At 65.7% G+C, this 18,025-nt stretch carries 17 protein-coding genes; 3 read left to right on the top strand and 14 right to left on the bottom strand.

The genetic code is table 11. The features are described from left to right. Positions 1–96: 96 nt before the first annotated feature. The 5 genes from E8F06_RS18980 to E8F06_RS18960 form a co-directional block, all read right to left on the bottom strand. Positions 97–549 carry a YaiI/YqxD family protein gene (locus E8F06_RS18980; protein WP_280370022.1) on the bottom strand — a complete coding sequence of 151 codons (453 nt, stop codon included), beginning with the start codon at positions 547–549 and terminating at the stop codon, positions 97–99. Positions 550–606: 57 nt separating this feature from the next. Continuing rightward, positions 607–2,496 carry an FTR1 family protein gene (locus E8F06_RS18975; protein WP_280370020.1) on the bottom strand — a complete coding sequence of 630 codons (1,890 nt, stop codon included), beginning with the start codon at positions 2,494–2,496 and terminating at the stop codon, positions 607–609. A gap of 212 nt (positions 2,497–2,708) precedes the next feature. Beyond that, a complete protein-coding gene (gene rhtB, locus E8F06_RS18970; RefSeq protein WP_280370018.1) occupies positions 2,709–3,341 on the bottom strand; it encodes a homoserine/homoserine lactone efflux protein in 633 nt (210 codons plus the stop codon). A 73-nt stretch (positions 3,342–3,414) separates the two neighbouring features. After that, positions 3,415–3,954, bottom strand: coding sequence for a mechanosensitive ion channel family protein (locus E8F06_RS18965; protein ID WP_280370016.1), 540 nt, complete (start codon positions 3,952–3,954; stop codon positions 3,415–3,417). Then, positions 3,954–5,864: an ATP-binding cassette domain-containing protein gene (locus E8F06_RS18960; RefSeq protein WP_280370014.1), complete on the bottom strand. Its 1,911-nt coding sequence runs from the start codon at positions 5,862–5,864 to the stop codon at positions 3,954–3,956. Before E8F06_RS18960 ends, E8F06_RS18965 begins: the two co-directional genes overlap by 1 nt. A gap of 50 nt (positions 5,865–5,914) precedes the next feature. On the opposite strand from E8F06_RS18960, the gene E8F06_RS18955 reads away from it, so the two are divergent. Then, on the top strand, positions 5,915–6,379 hold the full coding sequence (locus E8F06_RS18955) for a TIGR02444 family protein (protein WP_280370012.1): 465 nt from the start codon (positions 5,915–5,917) through the stop codon (positions 6,377–6,379). On the opposite strand, the gene E8F06_RS18950 is transcribed toward E8F06_RS18955, so the two are convergent. The 3 genes from E8F06_RS18950 to E8F06_RS18940 form a co-directional block, all read right to left on the bottom strand. After that, positions 6,376–7,533, bottom strand: a complete 1,158-nt coding sequence (locus E8F06_RS18950) for an AlgP family protein (protein ID WP_280370010.1) — start codon at positions 7,531–7,533, stop codon at positions 6,376–6,378. The two genes, E8F06_RS18955 and E8F06_RS18950, sit on opposite strands and share 4 nt — an antisense overlap. 254 nt (positions 7,534–7,787) lie before the next feature. Further along, positions 7,788–8,258, bottom strand: coding sequence for a sigma D regulator (gene rsd / locus E8F06_RS18945; RefSeq protein ID WP_190829311.1), 471 nt, complete (start codon positions 8,256–8,258; stop codon positions 7,788–7,790). A 324-nt stretch (positions 8,259–8,582) separates the two neighbouring features. Continuing rightward, a complete protein-coding gene (locus E8F06_RS18940; RefSeq protein WP_280370007.1) occupies positions 8,583–9,074 on the bottom strand; it encodes a disulfide bond formation protein B in 492 nt (163 codons plus the stop codon). Between the two features lie 109 nt (positions 9,075–9,183). Between E8F06_RS18940 and E8F06_RS18935 the strand changes: the two genes are divergently transcribed. Beyond that, complete coding sequence (locus E8F06_RS18935) at positions 9,184–10,263, top strand: PQQ-dependent sugar dehydrogenase (RefSeq protein WP_280370005.1); 1,080 nt, start codon at positions 9,184–9,186, stop codon at positions 10,261–10,263. Positions 10,264–10,314: 51 nt separating this feature from the next. Here the strand turns inward: E8F06_RS18935 and E8F06_RS18930 are convergent, their stop codons facing one another. The 6 genes from E8F06_RS18930 to E8F06_RS18905 all read right to left on the bottom strand — a co-directional run bounded on the left by E8F06_RS18930 (position 10,315) and on the right by E8F06_RS18905 (position 16,376). Next, positions 10,315–11,565: a heme biosynthesis HemY N-terminal domain-containing protein gene (locus tag E8F06_RS18930; protein ID WP_280370003.1), complete on the bottom strand. Its 1,251-nt coding sequence runs from the start codon at positions 11,563–11,565 to the stop codon at positions 10,315–10,317. Then, a complete protein-coding gene (locus E8F06_RS18925) occupies positions 11,562–12,695 on the bottom strand; it encodes a uroporphyrinogen-III C-methyltransferase (protein WP_280370001.1) in 1,134 nt (377 codons plus the stop codon). Before E8F06_RS18925 ends, E8F06_RS18930 begins: the two co-directional genes overlap by 4 nt. A gap of 16 nt (positions 12,696–12,711) precedes the next feature. Then, positions 12,712–13,482: a uroporphyrinogen-III synthase gene (locus E8F06_RS18920; RefSeq protein WP_280369999.1), complete on the bottom strand. Its 771-nt coding sequence runs from the start codon at positions 13,480–13,482 to the stop codon at positions 12,712–12,714. After that, positions 13,479–14,420 (bottom strand): hydroxymethylbilane synthase, encoded by a 942-nt coding sequence (hemC, locus tag E8F06_RS18915; RefSeq protein ID WP_280370622.1) that lies wholly within the window; start codon positions 14,418–14,420, stop codon positions 13,479–13,481. The genes E8F06_RS18920 and hemC overlap by 4 nt, the downstream gene beginning before the upstream one ends. Before the next feature lie 130 nt (positions 14,421–14,550). Continuing rightward, positions 14,551–15,297, bottom strand: a complete 747-nt coding sequence (locus E8F06_RS18910; protein WP_077525576.1) for a LytTR family DNA-binding domain-containing protein — start codon at positions 15,295–15,297, stop codon at positions 14,551–14,553. After that, positions 15,294–16,376, bottom strand: a complete 1,083-nt coding sequence (locus E8F06_RS18905; protein WP_280369997.1) for a sensor histidine kinase — start codon at positions 16,374–16,376, stop codon at positions 15,294–15,296. The genes E8F06_RS18910 and E8F06_RS18905 overlap by 4 nt, the downstream gene beginning before the upstream one ends. A gap of 218 nt (positions 16,377–16,594) precedes the next feature. On the opposite strand from E8F06_RS18905, the gene argH reads away from it, so the two are divergent. After that, positions 16,595–17,989: an argininosuccinate lyase gene (gene argH, locus E8F06_RS18900; RefSeq protein ID WP_280369995.1), complete on the top strand. Its 1,395-nt coding sequence runs from the start codon at positions 16,595–16,597 to the stop codon at positions 17,987–17,989. The last annotated feature ends 36 nt before the right edge of the window (positions 17,990–18,025 follow it).

Here is an 18,025-nt window from a genome sequence, read left to right as displayed (position 1 = left end):
ACCGCCGGCCAGCTCAACGCCACCTCCCAGCCCCGTGCACTGACATGCTCAGACGCCAGCGCTGCTCCGCCCGGAGAGGGATCAGGGCACTGAGCGCTAGCCCCGGCTCAGTTTCGTCAGCAGCCGGTCCAGGGAATTGGAGAAGGCCTGTCGCTCCCGGTCGCCATAGGCCGCTTGGCCACCACCCATCTGGCCCTGGTCGCGCAGGTCGGTGAGCAGGTTGCGCACCGCCAGCCGCTCGCCCATGTTGCGCTCGTCGAACTCGCGACCGCGCGGGTCGAGCGCCGCCACGCCCTTCTTCACCAGGCGATCGGCCAGCGGTACGTCGCTGCAGATCACCAGCTCGCCGGGCACGGCATTCTCCACCAGGTAGTCATCGGCCGCGTCCGGGCCACTGGGCACCACCACCAGGCGCACGCAGGCGAAGGCTGGCTTGACCTGACTCTGCCCGGCCACCAGCACCACTTCGAACTTGCGCTTCAGGGCGAACTTGATCACCAGGTCCTTGGCCCCCCGGGGGCAGGCATCGGCATCGATCCAGACGCGCATGGGATAGCTTCCGCAGATAGGAAAAAGGGCGAAGAGTTTACACCCCTCGCCCTCCATTCAGGCTTGCGCCGCGTTGCGCTCGCGCAACCAGCTGCGCCCGTAGAGCGCTGCGATGGCCAGCAGCGCCAGGCCCTGGGCCGACAGCGTGTAGGCATCGGGATGGATGCCCAGCCAGTCGAACTCGAAGAACGGCACGGGACGAGTACCCAGTACGCCAGCTTCCTGCAGTGCCGCCACACCATGGCCGGCGAACACCACCGACAGGGCGCAGAGCAGGATGGCATTGGCGGTGAAGAAAGTGCCCAGCGGCAGCTTCGCCGAGCCGCGCAGGATCACCCAGGCCAGCCCCACCAACAGCACCAGAGCGGTGACCGCGCCGGCGATGACCATGCCATGACCAGCCGGACCGGCCTGCAGCCACAGGGTTTCGTAGAAGAGGATCACTTCGAACAGCTCGCGGTACACCGAGAAGAACGCGAGGGTGGCAAAGCCGAAACGGCCACTGCTGCTCAGCAGGTGTTCCTTGATGTAGCTCTGCCAGGCGGCAGCGTGGCGGCGGTCGTGCATCCACACGCCGAGCCAGAGCACCATCACGCAAGCGAACAGCGCGGTGAAACCTTCCATCAGCTCGCGCTGGGCACCGCCGACGTCGATCAGGAACGCCGCCACAGCCCAGGTGGCGAAGCCGGCCACAATGGCCAGGCCCCAGCCGAGGTGTACGCCGCGCACCGCATTCTCCTGGCCGGTCTTGCGCAGGAAGGCGAGGATCGCGGCCAGCACGAGGATGGCTTCAAGACCTTCACGCAGCAGGATGAGCAGGCTGGAGATGAAGCTCAGCGAGCCACTCAGGCCGTCTCCGCCCAGGAGCTCGGCGGACTTTTCCAGCTCGGCCTTGGCGTGCTCCAGCAATTGCGCGACCTGACCGACCGACTGGCGATCCTGCAGGGCCTGCCGGTACGCCATCAGCGCACGCTCGGTGGTCTTGCGCTGCACGGCATCGAGGTTGTCGAGCGAGCTTTCCACCAGCTCGAAACCTTCCAGGTAGGCCGCCACCGAGAGGTCATAGGCCTGATCGGCGTCGCCGTCGCGATAGGCCTTGAGGCTCTGCTCCAGGGTGGAACGGGTATGGGCGATCAGCTCCTTGGGCCCGCGCTGCTGGATCGGCGGCTGGGCGCGCTGAGCACGGAACAGCGCCTGGACAGCAGTGCCCTGGCTGGTACCCACTTCTTCCGGCGTGCGGCCGGCCAGCTCACCAAGGGAGATGGCCTCGCCCTTCACCGACGGGTCGGCGCTGAAGCCGGCGATGTAGCTGGCCAGGTCCCAACGCTGACGGTCGTCCAGTTGGTCGGCGAAGGCCGGCATGTCGGTGCCTTCCACGCCCAGGCCCAGGGTGTTGTAGAGGTCGTAGAGGCTCATCCGGTCCATCCGCGCCTGGTCGCGCAGATTGGCCGGCGGCGGCTCCAGGCCCATGCCCGCCGGGCCATCGCCAGCGCCGGTGTCGCCATGGCAGACGCTGCAATGCTGGGCATAGAGCGGCGCGCCACGGGCGGGGTCGGGCGTGATGAGCGGGGCCTGGCTGACCTCGTAGGTCGCCGCGAGCCGGGTGGCCAACTGGCGGGCCTGACGGGCCACGCTGGCGCCATCCTGCTTGCCTTCGACGGCCTGGTGCAGGCTGGCGACGCCCTGCTCCAGTTCCTTCTGCCCGTCACGGGCCGGCAGGGCAACGATCAGCGCCTGCAGGGCGCCGAGGAATTCGATTTGTTCGCGGTATTCGCTGGCGTCGATGACCTTGCCATCGACCACGGTGGCCGGGTAGTCGGCACCGATGTAACTGAGCAGGTGCAGGGCCTGGGCGGCGCCTTCGGTCTGGTCGGCCATCAGGCCGAAGCTGCAGACCAGCATCAGCGGCATCACGAGCCAGCTGAGCAATCTCGGAATGGGGAACATGAGTCAATCTCAAATGAGAATGGGGAAACGAATTGTTACCGTCCTAACGATTCAGCTCAACCCCGGATGTCCACCCGGATTGCGGCGGTTTGTCGCAAGGAATCCCTGAAGGCCTCATGAATACTGGCCTTCAGGTCAATTGATGAATGCTGGAAGCAGATCGGAGGAAGAAGAATTCCGACGGAATAGAGCCGGCGGCGCCGGCTCCGGGATCACACCGGTGCGCGGCGGACGGTGGCCAGCAGCGCTGCCGCACCTACGAACAGGGCGGCGAAGCTGCGGTTCATCACGCGCTGCTGGCGCGGCGTACGCAGCAGGCGCAGGACGCGGGCGGCGAGACCGGTGTAGCCGGCCATGACGATCAGGTCGACGGTAATCATGGTCACGCCCATCACCAGGTATTGCTCCACCAGCGGCGCGTGGGGATCGATGAACTGCGGCAGGACGGCGAGCATGAAAACGATCGCCTTGGGGTTGCTGAAATTCACCAGGAAGCCGCGCAACACCAGGGTCAGCGGGCGGCCGATGGGACGCTCGGCGGAGTTGTCGGCCATGTCGCTGGGCAGAGCCTTCCACTGCTTGACTGCGAGATAGACCAGGTAGACCACGCCGAACCACTTGATCAGGCTGAAGGCCAGGGCGGAGGTGGCGAGGATCGCACCGACACCGGCGGCAACGATGGCGATCTGCAGGGCCAGGCCGATCTGCAGGCCGAGGGCGTTCCAGTAGCCGCGCAGGAAACCGTACTGCAGCCCGGAGGACATGGAGGCAATGGCACCGGCACCCGGTGAAAGGCTGATCACCCAGCAGGCAACCAGGAAAGCGAGCCAGGTCTGGAGCGCCATGGCAGATACCTCGAAAACGAAAAAGGGGCAGGCCGCAGAGCCTACCCCTTCGCCAGGGCACTGCACAGTACCGTCAGCGCCAGCGGCGCACCGCTTTCTGGAAGAACAGGCTGTTGGGCACCTGCACCATGGCGCCGGCGTTGTCTTCGCTGAGGTCTTCGAGGGTGGTGTAGAACAGGTTGATGGCGACCACCCTGCCCTTCACGCCCGGCTTGTCGGCGCTTTCCACTACTTCCACCTTGTCGCCCATGCGGAACGGCCCGAGGGAGAAAATCAGCACCGCGCAGAACATGTTGGAGAGCACGCTCCAGATCGCGAAGAACGCCACCGCGGCCACGGCGGCGAAACCAGTCAGGGCGGTCCAGAGCACCTCGGCCGACACACCGAAGCGCTCCAGCACCAGCATGAAGGCGCTGCCGAGGATCATCCAGCGCAAGAGGCCGCGCAGCGGCAGCATCAGTTCCGGAGGCAGTTGTGGATAATGCGTCCCGAGGCGGGTGATGCCGCGGGTGACGATGCGCTGCACCAGCCAGGCCAGCAGCACGATCAGCAGCACCTGGGCGGCGCGGATCAGCGGCTCGCTCCAGGCCATCAGGAGTTGCAGGTCATCCATCAGTCCGCGGCCTCCAGTTGCCGCTGCAGCTCCTCCAGGGTTTCCAGGGCGAGGAGCCAGGCTTCTTCCAGTTCGGCCTCGCGGCCTTTCAGGCGCGCCTGATCGGCCAGCAGGTCACGCAGTTCGTCCTTGCGCGCCGCATCGTAAAGCGCGGAATCGCCCAAGCGTTCCTCGACGGCGGCCAGTTGCTCGTGGACCTTGCCCAGCTCCTTCTCGAGCTTGTCGGCTTCCTTCTTGTGCGGAGCCAATTGCTGGCGCAGGGCTGCGGCCGCCTGACGCTGGGCACGCTTGTCGGTCTTGTCCGGGTTCACCGGTGCGCTGGACACAGGCGCCTGGCGCGCACGGAAATCCACCAGCCAGCGGGCATAGTCGTCGAGGTCACCGTCGAAGCTCTGCACGCGACCATCGGCCACGAGCAGGAACTCGTCCGTGGTGCTCTTGAGCAGGTGGCGATCGTGGGACACCACCAGCACGGCGCCGGCGAAGTCTTGCAGGGCCATGGTCAGGGCCAGGCGCATTTCCAGGTCGAGGTGGTTGGTCGGTTCGTCCAGCAGCAGCAGGTTGGGCTTCTGCCAGGCGATCAACGCCAGGGCCAAGCGCGCCTTCTCGCCGCCGGAGAAGTTGGTCACCGCCTCGTCGCAGCGATCACCACGGAAGTCGAAGCCGCCGAGGAAGTCGCGCAGGGTCTGCTCGCGCTCGGTGGGAGCCATGCGCTGCAGGTGCAGCAGCGGGCTGGCCTTGGGATCGAGCGCATCGAGCTGATGCTGGGCGAAGTAGCCGATGGCGAGATTCTCGCCACGGGCGAGGCGGCCACCGAGGGGATCGAGGTCGCCGGACAGGGTCTTGATCAGGGTCGACTTGCCCGCGCCGTTGGGGCCCAGCAAGCCGATGCGCGCACCCGGTGCGAGCTGCAGCTTGACCTGCTGAAGCACCGTCTTGTCGCCGTAGCCGAGACGGCCTTCGGACAGGTCCAGCAATGGGCTGGAAATCTTGTCGGCCTCGCGGAAGCTGAAGTCGAACGGTGAGTCCACATGGGCCGGCGCCAGTTCTTCCAGGCGCTCCAGCGCCTTGATCCGGCTCTGCGCCTGACGGGCCTTGGTCGCCTGCGCCTTGAAGCGGGCGATGTACTTTTCCATGTGCGCACGTTGCGCCTGCTGCTTCTCGTACGCCTGTTGCTGCTGCGCCAGGCGTTCCGCACGAGTGCGTTCGAAGGCCGAGTAGCCGCCGCGGTACAGCGTCAGCTTTTGCAGTTCGAGATGCGCGACGTTGTCGACGACCGCATCGAGGAAATCACGGTCGTGGGAAATCAGCAGCAAGGTGCCCGGGTAGCCCTTGAGCCACTCTTCGAGCCAGAGGATGGCGTCGAGGTCGAGGTGGTTGGTGGGCTCGTCGAGCAGCAGTAGCTCGGAGGGGCACATCAGCGCCTGGGCAAGGTTCAGGCGCATCCGCCAGCCGCCGGAGAAGTCGCCGACGCGTCGGTCCATCTGCTCCGGGGAGAAGCCGAGGCCGGCTAGCAGCTTGCGCGCACGGGCGTCGGCCGTGTAGCCATCGGCGCTGTCCAGTTCGATGTGCAGGCGGGCGATGGCGGTGCCGTCGTGGCCCGCTTCTGCAGCGGCCAGCTCGCGCTGTACCCGGCGCAGGTGCTGGTCACCGTCGAGCACGTAGTCCACGGCCAGGCGTTCCAGGTTGTCCACTTCCTGGCGCATGTGGGCGATGCGCCAATCGGCGGGCAGCAGGCAATCGCCGGCATCGGGCCCAAGCTCGCCTCGCAAAAGAGCGAACAGACTGGATTTGCCGGCACCGTTGGCGCCGATTAGGCCGACCTTCTGGCCGGCGTGCAGGGTCAGTTCAGCGCCTTCTAGCAGGCGCTGCGGACCACGCTGTAGAGTGAGATTTTGCAGTCGGATCATGATGGCGGCGGAGTTTATCAGCTTCGTCGCCCTGCCGCCCGAGGAGCACCATGCCTTCAGACCTGTGGACTTTCGCCCTGCGCCTGTACACCGAACCCGGTGTCGAGCAGGCCTGCCTGCATCTACAGGACGGCGGTGGCGATGTCTGTCTGTTGCTCACGGCCTGCTGGCTGGGACGACGCGGCGCTGCCTTCGACGCTTCGCGCTTGGACACTCTGCTGCGCGTTTGCGAGCCGTGGCAGGAAGGGGTGGTGAAGCCGTTGCGCGCACTACGTCAGAACTGGCGCGCCCAGGCTCAGGACGACCCGGCGCTGGCCGGTTTGCGGGAACAGATCAAGGCGCTGGAACTGGAAGCCGAACGCAAGCTGCTGGCTCGTCTGGAGAGTGCCGCGGATGGTTGGGCGGAAGGCGGGATGGAGCAGGTGGAAAACTGGCTGCTGGGCTGCTGCCCAGTGCTGGAAGCAGCGGACCGCGACGCGCTCGATGTTTTGCGCGCCGCGGCCCTGGCGCTTTAGTTCGACGGCGAAGTCGGAGCGGCACCATTGCTGCTGACCGGAGCCACGCTGGCGACCGGTGCGGCGGCAGGAACGGCCGGAGCAACAGCGGCAGCCGGGGTAGCGGCGGCAGGCTTGGCGACCGGAGCCGGAGCGGCGGGCTTCGCGGCAGCGGGTTTGGCCGGAGCGGCCTTCTTCACTGCCGGCTTGGCTGCCGGTTTCTTCGCAGCGGGCTTGGCGGCAGCTGCAGGCTTGGCCGCTACTGCTGGCTTGGCTGCAGGTTTGGCAGCAGGCTTCGCGGCGGCCTTGGCAGCTGGTTTCGCAGCTGGTTTCGCAGCCGGTTTGGCTGCGGGCTTCGCGGCAGGCTTGGCGGCAGCGGCGGGTTTCGCGGCAGCCGGTTTAGCAGCCGGCTTGGCAGCAGCGGATTTTGCAGCCGGCTTCGCAGCAGGCTTGGCTGCGGCTTTGGCAGCAGGCTTCGCGGCGACCTTGGCAGCCGGTTTGGCTGCGGGCTTCGCAGCAGCAGCAGGTTTGGCGGCAGCCGGTTTCGCAGCGGGCTTGGCAGCGGCGGATCTAGCAACAGGCTTCGCGGCGGGCTTGGCTGCAACTTTGGCGGCAGGCTTGGCAGCAACCTTGGCAGCGGGCTTCGCGGCAGCCTTGGCTGCAGCAACCTTGGCAACAGGCTTGGCAGCCGGTTTCGCGGCAGGCTTGGCCGCAGCTCTGGCAGCCGGTTTCGCAGCCGGCTTCGCGGCAGCCTTGGCCACAGCGGGCTTGGCTTCGCGGGAGGTCAGCGCCTTGCTGGCGGCCTCACGCACTTTGCCCACGCCCTGGGCGAGCTTCAGGCTCTCCTGGGAGTCACGCTTGAGCTGGGCGATGTAGGTACGGGTTTCGGCCTGACGATTCTTCAGGGTCTCGAGCAGCGCTTCGAGTTCACCGATGTTGGCCTTGGCCTTGGCTTGCGCCTTGGCTTTGCCGGCCTTGGCGGAATCCTGCAGCTTGGTACGAGCGGCGTGCAGTTTTTCCTGGCTCTTGCCACGCTGCTTCTCCAGTTTGGTCAGCAGCTTTTCAGCGTCGACCGAAGCTTGGGCGCAGGCTTTTTCGAGGTGTTCGAGCAGGCTGTGGGAAAGCTGATGCAACAGGTGCAGCGGGGTGCTTACGGGCTTCTTCTTGGCCGACATGGTATGCCTCCTGGCGGGCGTTATTTGGCCCATACTAGTCGCCTGTTTCGCGAGTCGCCAGAGGCCGCGCAATTCCGCCCGCCAGGGCCTTGCGACTGATCGCCGGTGCAAGGTCTCACGAGTGCGATCCAGACCTGGACCCGCGAGGTCGGAAAACCCTCTTTGCACCGACAGCCACACAATGCCGCAATGGCTCTGGAATCAGGTTTCCAGCGAGGCTCAATACCCTGATTCCAGCGCCGTCAGGACAGTGATCAGGCCGGTTGCGAGGCCTGGCCCTGATGGGCGTTGTGCAGCACTTCGATCAGGCAGTCTTCCAGCTCGAAGCGTTCGTGAAGCAGCTGCCCGAGATTCTTCAATTCGCTAGTCAGGCAGAGATCACGGCAATCACCATTGTCGCAACGGTCGTTGAAGGCCAGCGCGACTTCGGTGATGGCTTCGATGCGAGGATAGATTTGCTTGGCGAGGTCGAGGCCGCGTTGGTCGCCAAACGCTTTCGCCTCATTGAGCAATTGCTCGTAGACCTCGAAGTGCCCTGCAGAAACATAGTCCAGCAGGACCTCACAGAACCTTTGCAGCCCTTCTGCGTTGGCGCTGGGGGCTTGTGGTTTTTCGCTCAGCGAGCTGTATACGCGGACCAGCTCATGGCGCTCCTGCAGCCAGCGGTCGATCAGCTGGTGCACGCCACCCCAACGTTCCTGAGCGTTCTGGCAACTTTCGAGCATGGTGACGACCTCACTTCCCTAATTCGGTAATGCCGTTATACGTCCGCTCCGAGACGGTTTTTTGTCGACCGGTGCAAGATCTTGGGAAGACACCACCAAAACGGCAATATTCCGGCGGCGCGTGCGGGCCAGATTATGCCCGCCGGGCAGTGCCATCAAGGCGCTGGTAAGAATAAATTCATACGAGCGTTTAAACGACAGGCCACGGCCCGTCTGGCCGGAGCCGTTTGGCCCAGGCGGCGAATTGGCGCAGTGAACGAAGGGCAGGAAAACGGCGGGAAAGTGCAGCGGCAGGGCGCATGGCAAGCCATGCGCCCTGAGGGTTCAAGCGCGGCGCAGCAGCTGATAGAGCGAGAACAGGATGCAGCCGGCGAAGGCCAGCAGGCTCCATTCGGGAATGCTCATGCCGAAGAGAGTCCAGGTCACTGCCGCACAGTCGGCGGTGCCATGGAGCATGGTCTTGACGATTTGCAGGAAGGGCCACGCCTCGATCATGTAGTCGAAGCTCGGCAGGCAGGCGGGCAACTGGTCCGCCGGCACGCTCTGCAACCAGATCTGGCGTCCGGCGAAACCCGCGCCACCTGCAGAGAAGAGCAACGCCAGCACGGCGTAGACACGCCGCCCGGTGCGCTCGGGGCCATGGATTGCCGCGATCAGGCAGACGATGCCGAAGGCGATGATGAAGACGCGCTGGACGATGCACAGCGGACAGGGTTCGAGACCCAGGGCGTGTTCGAGGTATAGCGCGCCGCCCATGACGGCAACGCAACCGAGGAATGCGAACAGGAAGAGTGAACGCGGGCTTGCCAGGGACATGGCGGCTCCGTTGGGTTATCAGGAAGGGCGTTACGGTAGTGGAAAGCGCCTTGGGCTTTCAAGGCGACCGACTAGGCTGGATGAGGTTGCCTATCCGGAGAACACCGCCATGTGTCGGCTACTCATGCTTGCCCTGCTCCTGCTGTCCGGAGTAGCCAACGCCGCGTTGCCCCTGGAGCGTATCCGGTTGCCCGAGGGGTTTCGCATCACGCTGGTAAGCGACCAGGTGCCCGATGCCCGGGAAATGACCTGGGGTGAGCGCGGCACGCTCTTCGTCGGCAGCAACGCGGCAGGTGCCGTCTATGCGCTGGACCCCGCCAGCGGCAAGGTTCGCACTGTCGCCAGCGGCCTACAGCTTCCGGTTGGAGTGGCCTACAAAGGAGGTGACCTTTACGTCTCCGCGGTCAGTCGGATTCTGCGCCTGCGCGGCATAGAGTCGCGGCTGGATTCGCCACCCAAACCAGAGGTTGTGTACACCGACCTGCCACGGGAAACCCATCATGGCTGGAAGTTCATCGCCTTCGGTCCCGACGGCAAGCTTTACGTGCCGACAGGAGCGCCTTGCAACGCCTGCGCGGAAGACCCCGACATCTATGCCGCCATCCACCGCATGAACGCCGATGGCAGCGGCATGGAGTTGGTGGCGCGCGGTGTGCGCAATACAGTGGGATTCGACTGGCACCCGCAGACAGGCGAGCTCTGGTTCACCGACAACGGTCGCGACCTGATGGGGGACGACGTGCCCGACTGCGAGCTGAATCGCCTGGAAAATGTCGGTCAGCATTTCGGCTTTCCCTACTGCCATGCCGACGATGTAGCCGACCCGACATTCTCCCAGCGTCCCTGCAGCGAGTTCGTCGCCCCCGTGGCGAAGCTGGGGCCGCACGTGGCGCCGCTCGGAGTGCGCTTCTACACCGGTGAACAATTCCCCGCGGAATACCGCAACAACCTGTTCATCGCCGAGCACGGCTCGTGGAACCGCAGCGAGAAGATCGGCTACCGGATCAAGCGGGTCGAGCTCAACCCGGACGGCAGCCTGAAACGCCAGAGCGTGTTCGCCGAGGGCTGGCTCGAAGATGGCGATGTCTGGGGACGTCCGGCAGACGTGCTGGTGACGCCAGACGGCGCGCTGCTGGTGAGCGATGACTATGCCGGGGCTGTCTACCGCATCGACTACGTAGGGAAGTGACCCCGCAGTGGCGCAACGAAAAAGGCCCGGGACTTCCCGGGCCTTTCTGCATCAGGCGATTTTCTCTGCCGGCAAGGGCAAGGCCGGCAGACGCTGGTCGAGCAAACCGAGGCCTTCCTGGAACAACTGGTTGCTGCGCTCCACTTCCCCCATCTGCGCCAGCAGACGGGCGAGTTCGGCACAGGTTTCAGGGTCACGCCGGAAGCTCAGGCTGCTCTCGAAGTACTCCCGCGCCTTGCCCCAGAGGCGATTGCGCAGGCACAGGCGGCCAAGGGTGAGCAACAGCGCACTGTCACCGGCATGCTCCTTCAACCAGCCCTCGGCCGTCTGCAGCTGACGGGCCGGGTCGCGACCACGCAGCAGGCCGTAGAAACGCACCAGGGCTTCATCGTAGCCGCGCTTGATGGCGCCACGTACGGACTCCTCGGCTTCTTCCTCGGCACCCAGACGGCGCAGTTGTTCGGCAAAAGCCAGCACCAGGCGAGGCTCATTGCGCTGGGCTGACGACAACTGCTGCCAGGCGCGAGTCAGGGGCTGCAGGGCGGTTTCGCCTTCGTTCAGCCCTTCTTCGCCGGCCTGATGCAAGCGGGCGCTCCAGACACGCAACTCGAGCTCGGCCAGTTGGCCCTCCAGCAGGGCCTTCTCCTTGCGCAAGGTCGGCAGCAGGCCAACCAGAGCTGCCCAGTCACCCCGCACCTCATGCACATGGAGCAATTGACGCAGCACCTGATGGTGACGCGGATGACGCTCGTGCACGGCCTTGAGGGTTTCCAGCGCGGCTACCGAATCGCCACGGTCCAGTTGCAACTCGGCATGGGCCAGGGCGATAGCCAGCTCGGCCTGGGGCTGACGCTCCAGCGCACGTTCCAACAGTTGCTCGGCCTCTTCGATCTGGCCGATCTTCTGCGCAGCACGGGCCGCACCCAGGTAATAGATCAGTGGCTGCGGATCACCCTCGGCAGCGCGTTTGAGGTGGCGCAGCGCGCGAGCCCAGCGGCCTTCGGCGAGATCCAGCAGCCCCTGTTCGGAGGCCAGCCGCGCGCGACGCCGGGCATTGCGCCGCGACCAGGGATTGACCACGCCGCCGGACACCGCCACCAGCCGCAGCAGGTAGCGCAGGACGATGAACAGCAGCCAGAGGGCCGCCAGCAGCGCCAGGGTCGCCCAGAGGGTGGACTCGTAACGGAAACCCTTGTAGGCCACGAGCACGTAGCCCTTGTGCTGGGCGACGGCCATGCCGATGAGGGTGGCAGCGGCACCGATTACCGCGAGGATCAGCAGGACCTTGAGCAGGCGTTTCATTGGCCGGCCTCCTTGGCCGGCTCGGCGGCGGCCGGCGCCTCGGATTCCTCAGCAGTCGCACCCGGAGTGCGCTGCAGGTAGGCCTGCAGGGCGCTCAGTGCCGGTGCGAGATCAGGCGCCTGGACCTCCACCGGCTGACCGGCAAGTTCGTCGAGGCGGGCGAGCAGCGCGCGGCTATCCGGATTCTCTTCGTTGAAGTGGCCGCTCAGTACCTCACGGGCCTGACGCAGGGACTGCTGATAGACCTGGGTCTGCCCGTGCAGCGCACCCCATTGCGCCTGCTCCAGGGCCAGCGACAGGGCGAGGCGGACCTGGGACAGGCTCTGCCCGGCCAACAGCGGCTTGATGTCCTGGCTGGCGTCCAGTTGGATGCGGAAGTAGTGCGAGAATTTCTCCAGCCACTCGGCCCAGGCGCTGCCACCGTCGCCTTCGGCGGCCATGTCCATCAGCACACCGCCTTTGTCCTCGAAGGACGGCACCAGCGGGTTGAGCTGGGCCGCCTGCTCACGCAGCGCGCCGAGCTGGAGGAACAGGCCGGTACGATCCGGCTGCTCGGTGCTGCGCAGGGCGGCAAGGCTCTTCGCCAGCTGCTCGCGAGCGGCATAGGCGCCGGGATCGTCCTGCTCGCGAAGGATGTCATCGGCGGCCTGCACCAGGGCGCTCGCACTGTGGATATCCTGCAGCGCGGAGAGCCGCAGGCTGGCCAGGCGCAGCAGGTGCTCCGCCTCGGCCAGGCGCCAGTCCTTGCGGCTGGCGCCCAGGATGGTTTCCAAACGCTGGCGCAGCTGTTGCTGATCGCCCTGCAGGTCCACCAGCAGACGGCGACGCTCGTCCAGCTCGGCAGCGCTGGGCAGTTCTTCCAGGCGTTGGGTGAGTTGCTGTTCGCGCTGGGCCAGGGCGCGGGTCTGGCCACGGGCATCCTCGACCATGCTCAGTTGTTGCTGGTCGCGGCTATCCAGGGTTCGCACCTGCCAGAGACCCCAGCTGCCCACGGCGATGCCGGCGGCACCCAGCAGCAGGGCGAACAGCGCCAGGCCATTGCCCCGAGGAGCAGGCGTGGCGCTGGCAGGGGTTACGGGTTCGGCGGCTACGGTGTGTTGCTCTTGGTTCGGGGCTTCTGCTTCGCTCACGTATCCATCCTTCGCATCAGTGGGCCGGCGCCGGATACTGCCTGAGCGCCGCCAGCAAGGCCGCGGCACTGGCGCCACGACAATCCACAACATTCTTCACGCCCGCCTCTGCGGCCTGCTCGGCCACACGCGGGCTGGGTACGAACAGGGTCAGGCGGGCCAACTCGGACCAGGCGTCGCCCGCCAGGCGCTGGAGGTTCTCCAGGCCCTGACCACTGCTGACCACCAGACCATTCAGGCGTTCCGACTCAACGCGGCGCGCCAGGGTGCCGGCCGGGTAGTCCGGCAGGCAGCGCCGATAGAGTTCCAGATAGTCGACCGCGACGCCTTGGCCGCGCAAGCGCTCGGCGAGGAATTCTCGGCCACCTTCGCCACGCATGATCAGCAGCCTGGGGTCGGGTATGGAAAGCGCTTCGGCCAGTTGCGGCAGCGTCAGCAAGGCCTCGCTATCGTCACCGTCCGCTGGCCAGGCCGTCGGCAGGCCGTACGCTTCGAGCAGGGCACCGGTGGCCGCGCCAACGCTGAACCAGCGCTGATCGGCAGGCGGTTGCGGCCAGTAGCGATCAAGCAGCTCGAGGCCGAGACGCGCCGCCGGCTTGCTGACCACCACCACCGCGCAGTAGCGATCGAGTTCAAGGATGACGCCACGCTGCTCGGGCGTTTCCTCGATGGGTTCGATGGCCAGCAACGGCAGGCTGCTGCTGAACACCTGCTGCTCGGCCAGGGTCGCGGCCAGGGCCTCGCACTCCTCGGCGGGACGCGTCAGCAGCAACCGCCAACCCGTCACGGGTGACCGGCCTCGCCGTAGACGGCCTTGAGGATGTCACCGGCGCCCTGTTCCAGCAGCTCATCGGCGACCTTCACGCCCAGCGCTTCGGCATCGGCGGAGGCGGCACGGGCTTCGGCACGCAGCAGCTTGCCGCCGTTGGGCTCACCGACCAGGCCGCGCAGCCAGAGCTGGTCGCCTTCGAGGATCGCGTAGCAGGCGATGGGCACCTGGCAACCACCATTCAGGTGCTTGTTCAGGGCGCGCTCGGCGGTGACGCGCAGGGCAGTCGCCTGGTGATGCAGGGGCGCCAGCAGGGCATGGATTTCGCTGTCCGCGGTGCGGCACTCGATGCCCACGGCACCCTGGCCACCGGCCGGCAGGCTGTCCTCGACGCTGATGGAGGAACGGATGCGGTCCTCGAAACCCAGGCGGATCAGGCCGGCGGCGGCGAGGATGATGGCGTCGTACTCACCGGCATCCAGCTTGGCCAGACGGGTATTCACGTTGCCACGCAGGAACTGGATCTTCAGGTCCGGCCGACGGGCCAGGAGCTGGGCCTGGCGACGCAGGCTGGAGGTGCCGACCACGCTGCCGGCCGGCAGGGCGTCGAGGCTGTCGAAGCGATTGGAGACGAAGGCGTCGCGCGGGTCTTCACGCTCGCAGATGCAATACAGGCCGAGACCTTCGGGGAAGTCCATGGGCACGTCCTTCATGGAGTGCACGGCGATGTCGGCCTCGTTCTCCAGCAGGGCGGTTTCCAGCTCCTTCACGAACAGGCCCTTGCCGCCGATCTTCGCCAGCGGCGCGTCGAGCAGCTTGTCGCCCTTGCTCACCATGGGCACCAGGCTGACCCTGATGCCAGGGTGCGCTTCTTCAAGACGGGCTTTGACGAATTCGGCCTGCCACAGGGCCAGGGCACTCTTGCGGGTGGCGATGCGGATCTCGCGGGACATGATCATTTCCGGAAACGGTAATGCCCGGAATCATAACAGGCCCGCGCATTGCCAGGGCGCGGGGGGATGTCGCGCAGCGACACGGTTTGTCGAAGAAACGCAGCCGAAACGGAACGAGCCGACTGACGGCCCGCTACAGGTTGTTCATCAGTTTCCGCACACCGGCCACATGGCGGCGGCTGACGGTCAGGGCCTCCCCGTTCATACCCTTGAGGTAGAGCTGGAAGTGGCCCAACGGAGTGCGCTGCAGCCGCTCGATTCGCTCGCGGGCCACCAGGGCGTTGCGGTGGATGCGCACGAAACGGTCGCCGAACTCGTCTTCCAGCGCCTTGAGGGGCTCATCCAGCAGCACCTCGCCATGTTCATGACGCAGGGTCACGTACTTGTGGTCGGCGATGAAGAAGATCACCTGATCCAGGGGGATCAGCTCGATGCCTTTCCGGGTCCGGGCGCTGATGTGACTTCGGGGACCGCTCCCGCTGACCGCAGCAGGGCGGGTCAGCGCAGCGAGTTGCACACGGTTGGGTCGCTCGGCCTTCTTCAGCGCCTCGGCCAGGGACTCGGAGCGCACGGGTTTGACCAGGTAGCCCACGGCACTGACCTGAAAGGCCTCCAGGGCGAATTCGTCGTGTGCCGTGCAGAAGATCACCGCCGGCGGCGCTTCGCGTTCACAGAGCTTGGCGGCCACCTGCAACCCGTCCAGGCCTGGCATTCGAATGTCGAGCAGAACGACATCCGGCTTGAGGCTGTCGATCAAGGTGAGCGCCTCCTCGCCATTGCTGGCGGCAGGCTCCAGTACTCGGTACCCCTCGAGGTCGCCGACCAGTCGGCTGAGGCGCTCGCGGGCTAGGGGTTCATCGTCGACGATCAGGACATTCATATCGCACGGGCTTCCTGCGTGAGTCTCGCACAAGGATAGCGTAGACAGGTGAAGTGGCGGCCGTCACGGCGCTCCACGCTGAGACTTGCCCGCGGCCCGAAAAGTGCCGTCAGGCGCGCGTCGATATTGCGTAGAGCCTGCTGGGTTCCACGCGATGGCGACTGCCCCTGGACCTCTTCGTAAGGGTTGCTCACGCAGAGGCGGAACATGCCATCGCGATAATCCGCTTCGATCTTTACCAGCCCCCCTTCGATGCGCGGCTGGATGCCATGGATCAGGGCATTCTCCAGCAACGGCTGCAGCGTCAATTGGGGGATGGGTAGATCGTCCGGTACTTCATTCACCTGCCAATCCAACTGTAGCCGGTCTCCGAGACGATATTGCTCGATCGAGAGATATCGTTTCGCCAATTCCACTTCCTCGCCCCAGTCGACCAGGGTGCCGGGCTTGGCCAGGCTGGCACGGAATATGTCGGAGAGGTCGAGTACGGCCTGCTCGGCCTTGTCTGGATCGATCACCACCAGGCTCGCGATGCTGTTCAGGCTGTTGAACAGGAAGTGCGGGCGGATGCGCGCCTGCAGGGATTCGATGCGTGCCTTGAGCTCGGCCTGCTGCTGCTTGCGCCACTGGCTCTGCAGATAGAAGTAGCGCAGCAGCAGCGCCGACATGATCAGGCTGATCAGTCCATGGCGCAGGTAAAGGTTGACCTCGCCATTGCGCGGCAGCGGTCCGCCGAGGTCGAAGTAGTCGGCCACCGCGGTGCCGGCCAGGGTCAGGCCCACCACCAGGGCGCAGCACAGGCTTCCTGCCAGGGCCGCCCGCATGCGCGCCAGCAATGGTCTGAGCTGGCACAACACCGCCGCCGAGAGCAGGACGATCCACTGCACGAAAAGGGAGGTCAGAGCCAGGCGCACCCAGTTGAAACTGGGCAGCATGGGCTCGGCCAGCACCAGCACCAACACCAGCAGTTCGGCCAGCAGCACCAGTCCGAGCAAAGCCTCGGGCAGGCACAACTCCGGCAGGAAGAAATCGTCGTTGGCGGTTTTGGAACGCGCTTTCTTTTTCAGGCGCTTTGGCATCCCGGACATATCCCCAATGGCCCGGCGAGCGACCAGCCGGGGTCGCCGGGCAAAAGCCTGTACTGAACCATCAAACCCACGGAAATTCCGTGAAGGCAGCGGCAAACTGCCCAACCCCCGACCGGACAGGCCGCGCCGGTTTTTCCGGCAACACTGTTATTATCGACGGTATTTTCCGGCCCATCGGCTTTCTTTCACCTTCCGCACCGAGTGAACCCATGAGCACCGACAAGACCAACCAGTCCTGGGGTGGCCGCTTCAGCGAGCCCGTCGACGCCTTCGTCGCCCGTTTCACCGCGTCCGTAGACTTCGACAAGCGCCTGTACCGCCACGACATCATGGGCTCGATCGCCCATGCCACCATGCTGGCACAGGTCGGCGTGCTCAGCGACGCCGAGCGCGACGCCATCATCGACGGCCTGAAGCAGATCCAGGGCGAGATCGAGGCCGGCAGCTTCGACTGGCGCGTGGACCTGGAAGACGTGCACATGAACATCGAAGCGCGTCTGACCGACCGCATCGGCGTCACCGGCAAGAAACTGCACACCGGCCGTTCGCGCAACGACCAGGTCGCCACCGACATCCGCCTGTGGCTGCGCGACGAAATCGACACCATCCTCGGCGAAATCACCCGCCTGCAGCAGGGCCTGCTGGGTCTGGCCGAAGCGGAAGCCGACACCATCATGCCCGGCTTCACCCACCTGCAGACCGCCCAACCTGTGACCTTCGGCCACCACCTGCTGGCCTGGTTCGAAATGCTCAGCCGCGACCACGAGCGCCTGGTGGACTGCCGCAAGCGGGTCAACCGCATGCCGCTGGGCTCGGCCGCCCTGGCCGGCACCACCTACCCGATCCAGCGCGAGATCACCTGCCAGCTGCTCGGCTTCGACGCCGTTGGCGGCAACTCCCTGGACGGTGTGTCCGACCGTGACTTCGCCATCGAATTCTGCGCCGCCGCCTCCCTGGCGATGATGCACCTGTCGCGCTTCTCCGAAGAGCTCGTGCTCTGGACCAGCGCCCAGTTCCAGTTCATCGACCTGCCCGACCGCTTCTGCACCGGCTCCTCGATCATGCCGCAGAAGAAGAACCCCGACGTGCCCGAGCTGGTACGCGGCAAGTCCGGCCGGGTGTTCGGCGCCCTCACCGGCCTGCTGACCCTGATGAAGGGCCAGCCGCTGGCCTATAACAAGGACAACCAGGAAGACAAGGAACCGCTGTTCGACGCCGCCGATACCCTGCGCGACAGCCTGCGCGCCTTCGCCGACATGGTTCCGGCGATCAAGCCCAAGCGCGAAATCATGCGCGAAGCGGCCCGTCGCGGCTTCTCCACCGCCACCGACCTCGCCGACTACCTGGTGCGCAAGGGCCTGCCCTTCCGTGACTGCCACGAGATCGTCGGCCACGCGGTGAAGTACGGCGTGGACACCGGCAAGGACCTGGCCGAAATGAGCCTCGTCGAACTGCGCCAGTTCAGCGACCAGATCGGCGACGACGTCTTCGCCGTGCTGACCCTGGAAGGTTCGGTCAACGCCCGTGACCACATCGGTGGCACCGCTCCGAACCAGGTCCGCGCTGCCGTCCAGCGTGGCAAGGACCTGCTGGCCACCCGCTGACAGCTCTCCGGGCGGCAGCCCACGCCGCCCGGTTTC

The sequence above is a fragment of the Pseudomonas sp. BN411 genome (assembly GCF_029871235.1).
In the GTDB taxonomy this organism is placed as follows: domain Bacteria; phylum Pseudomonadota; class Gammaproteobacteria; order Pseudomonadales; family Pseudomonadaceae; genus Metapseudomonas.
The sequence above is the reverse complement of the archived record's forward strand: the minus strand, read 5'-3'. Positions and strand labels throughout refer to the sequence as shown.

Bases quoted from the DNA above. Each gene is read 5' to 3' on its own strand.
- E8F06_RS18980 (WP_280370022.1), bottom strand. From the start codon at position 549: ATGCGCGTCTGGATCGATGCCGATGCCTGCCCCCGGGGGGCCAAGGAC.
- E8F06_RS18975 (WP_280370020.1), bottom strand. From the start codon at position 2,496: ATGTTCCCCATTCCGAGATTGCTCAGCTGGCTCGTGATGCCGCTGATG.
- rhtB (WP_280370018.1), bottom strand. From the start codon at position 3,341: ATGGCGCTCCAGACCTGGCTCGCTTTCCTGGTTGCCTGCTGGGTGATC.
- E8F06_RS18965 (WP_280370016.1), bottom strand. From the start codon at position 3,954: ATGGATGACCTGCAACTCCTGATGGCCTGGAGCGAGCCGCTGATCCGC.
- E8F06_RS18960 (WP_280370014.1), bottom strand. From the start codon at position 5,864: ATGATCCGACTGCAAAATCTCACTCTACAGCGTGGTCCGCAGCGCCTG.
- E8F06_RS18955 (WP_280370012.1), top strand. From the start codon at position 5,915: ATGCCTTCAGACCTGTGGACTTTCGCCCTGCGCCTGTACACCGAACCC.
- E8F06_RS18950 (WP_280370010.1), bottom strand. From the start codon at position 7,533: ATGTCGGCCAAGAAGAAGCCCGTAAGCACCCCGCTGCACCTGTTGCAT.
- rsd (WP_190829311.1), bottom strand. From the start codon at position 8,258: ATGCTCGAAAGTTGCCAGAACGCTCAGGAACGTTGGGGTGGCGTGCAC.
- E8F06_RS18940 (WP_280370007.1), bottom strand. From the start codon at position 9,074: ATGTCCCTGGCAAGCCCGCGTTCACTCTTCCTGTTCGCATTCCTCGGT.
- E8F06_RS18935 (WP_280370005.1), top strand. From the start codon at position 9,184: ATGTGTCGGCTACTCATGCTTGCCCTGCTCCTGCTGTCCGGAGTAGCC.
- E8F06_RS18930 (WP_280370003.1), bottom strand. From the start codon at position 11,565: ATGAAACGCCTGCTCAAGGTCCTGCTGATCCTCGCGGTAATCGGTGCC.
- E8F06_RS18910 (WP_077525576.1), bottom strand. From the start codon at position 15,297: ATGAATGTCCTGATCGTCGACGATGAACCCCTAGCCCGCGAGCGCCTC.
- E8F06_RS18905 (WP_280369997.1), bottom strand. From the start codon at position 16,376: ATGCCAAAGCGCCTGAAAAAGAAAGCGCGTTCCAAAACCGCCAACGAC.
- argH (WP_280369995.1), top strand. From the start codon at position 16,595: ATGAGCACCGACAAGACCAACCAGTCCTGGGGTGGCCGCTTCAGCGAG.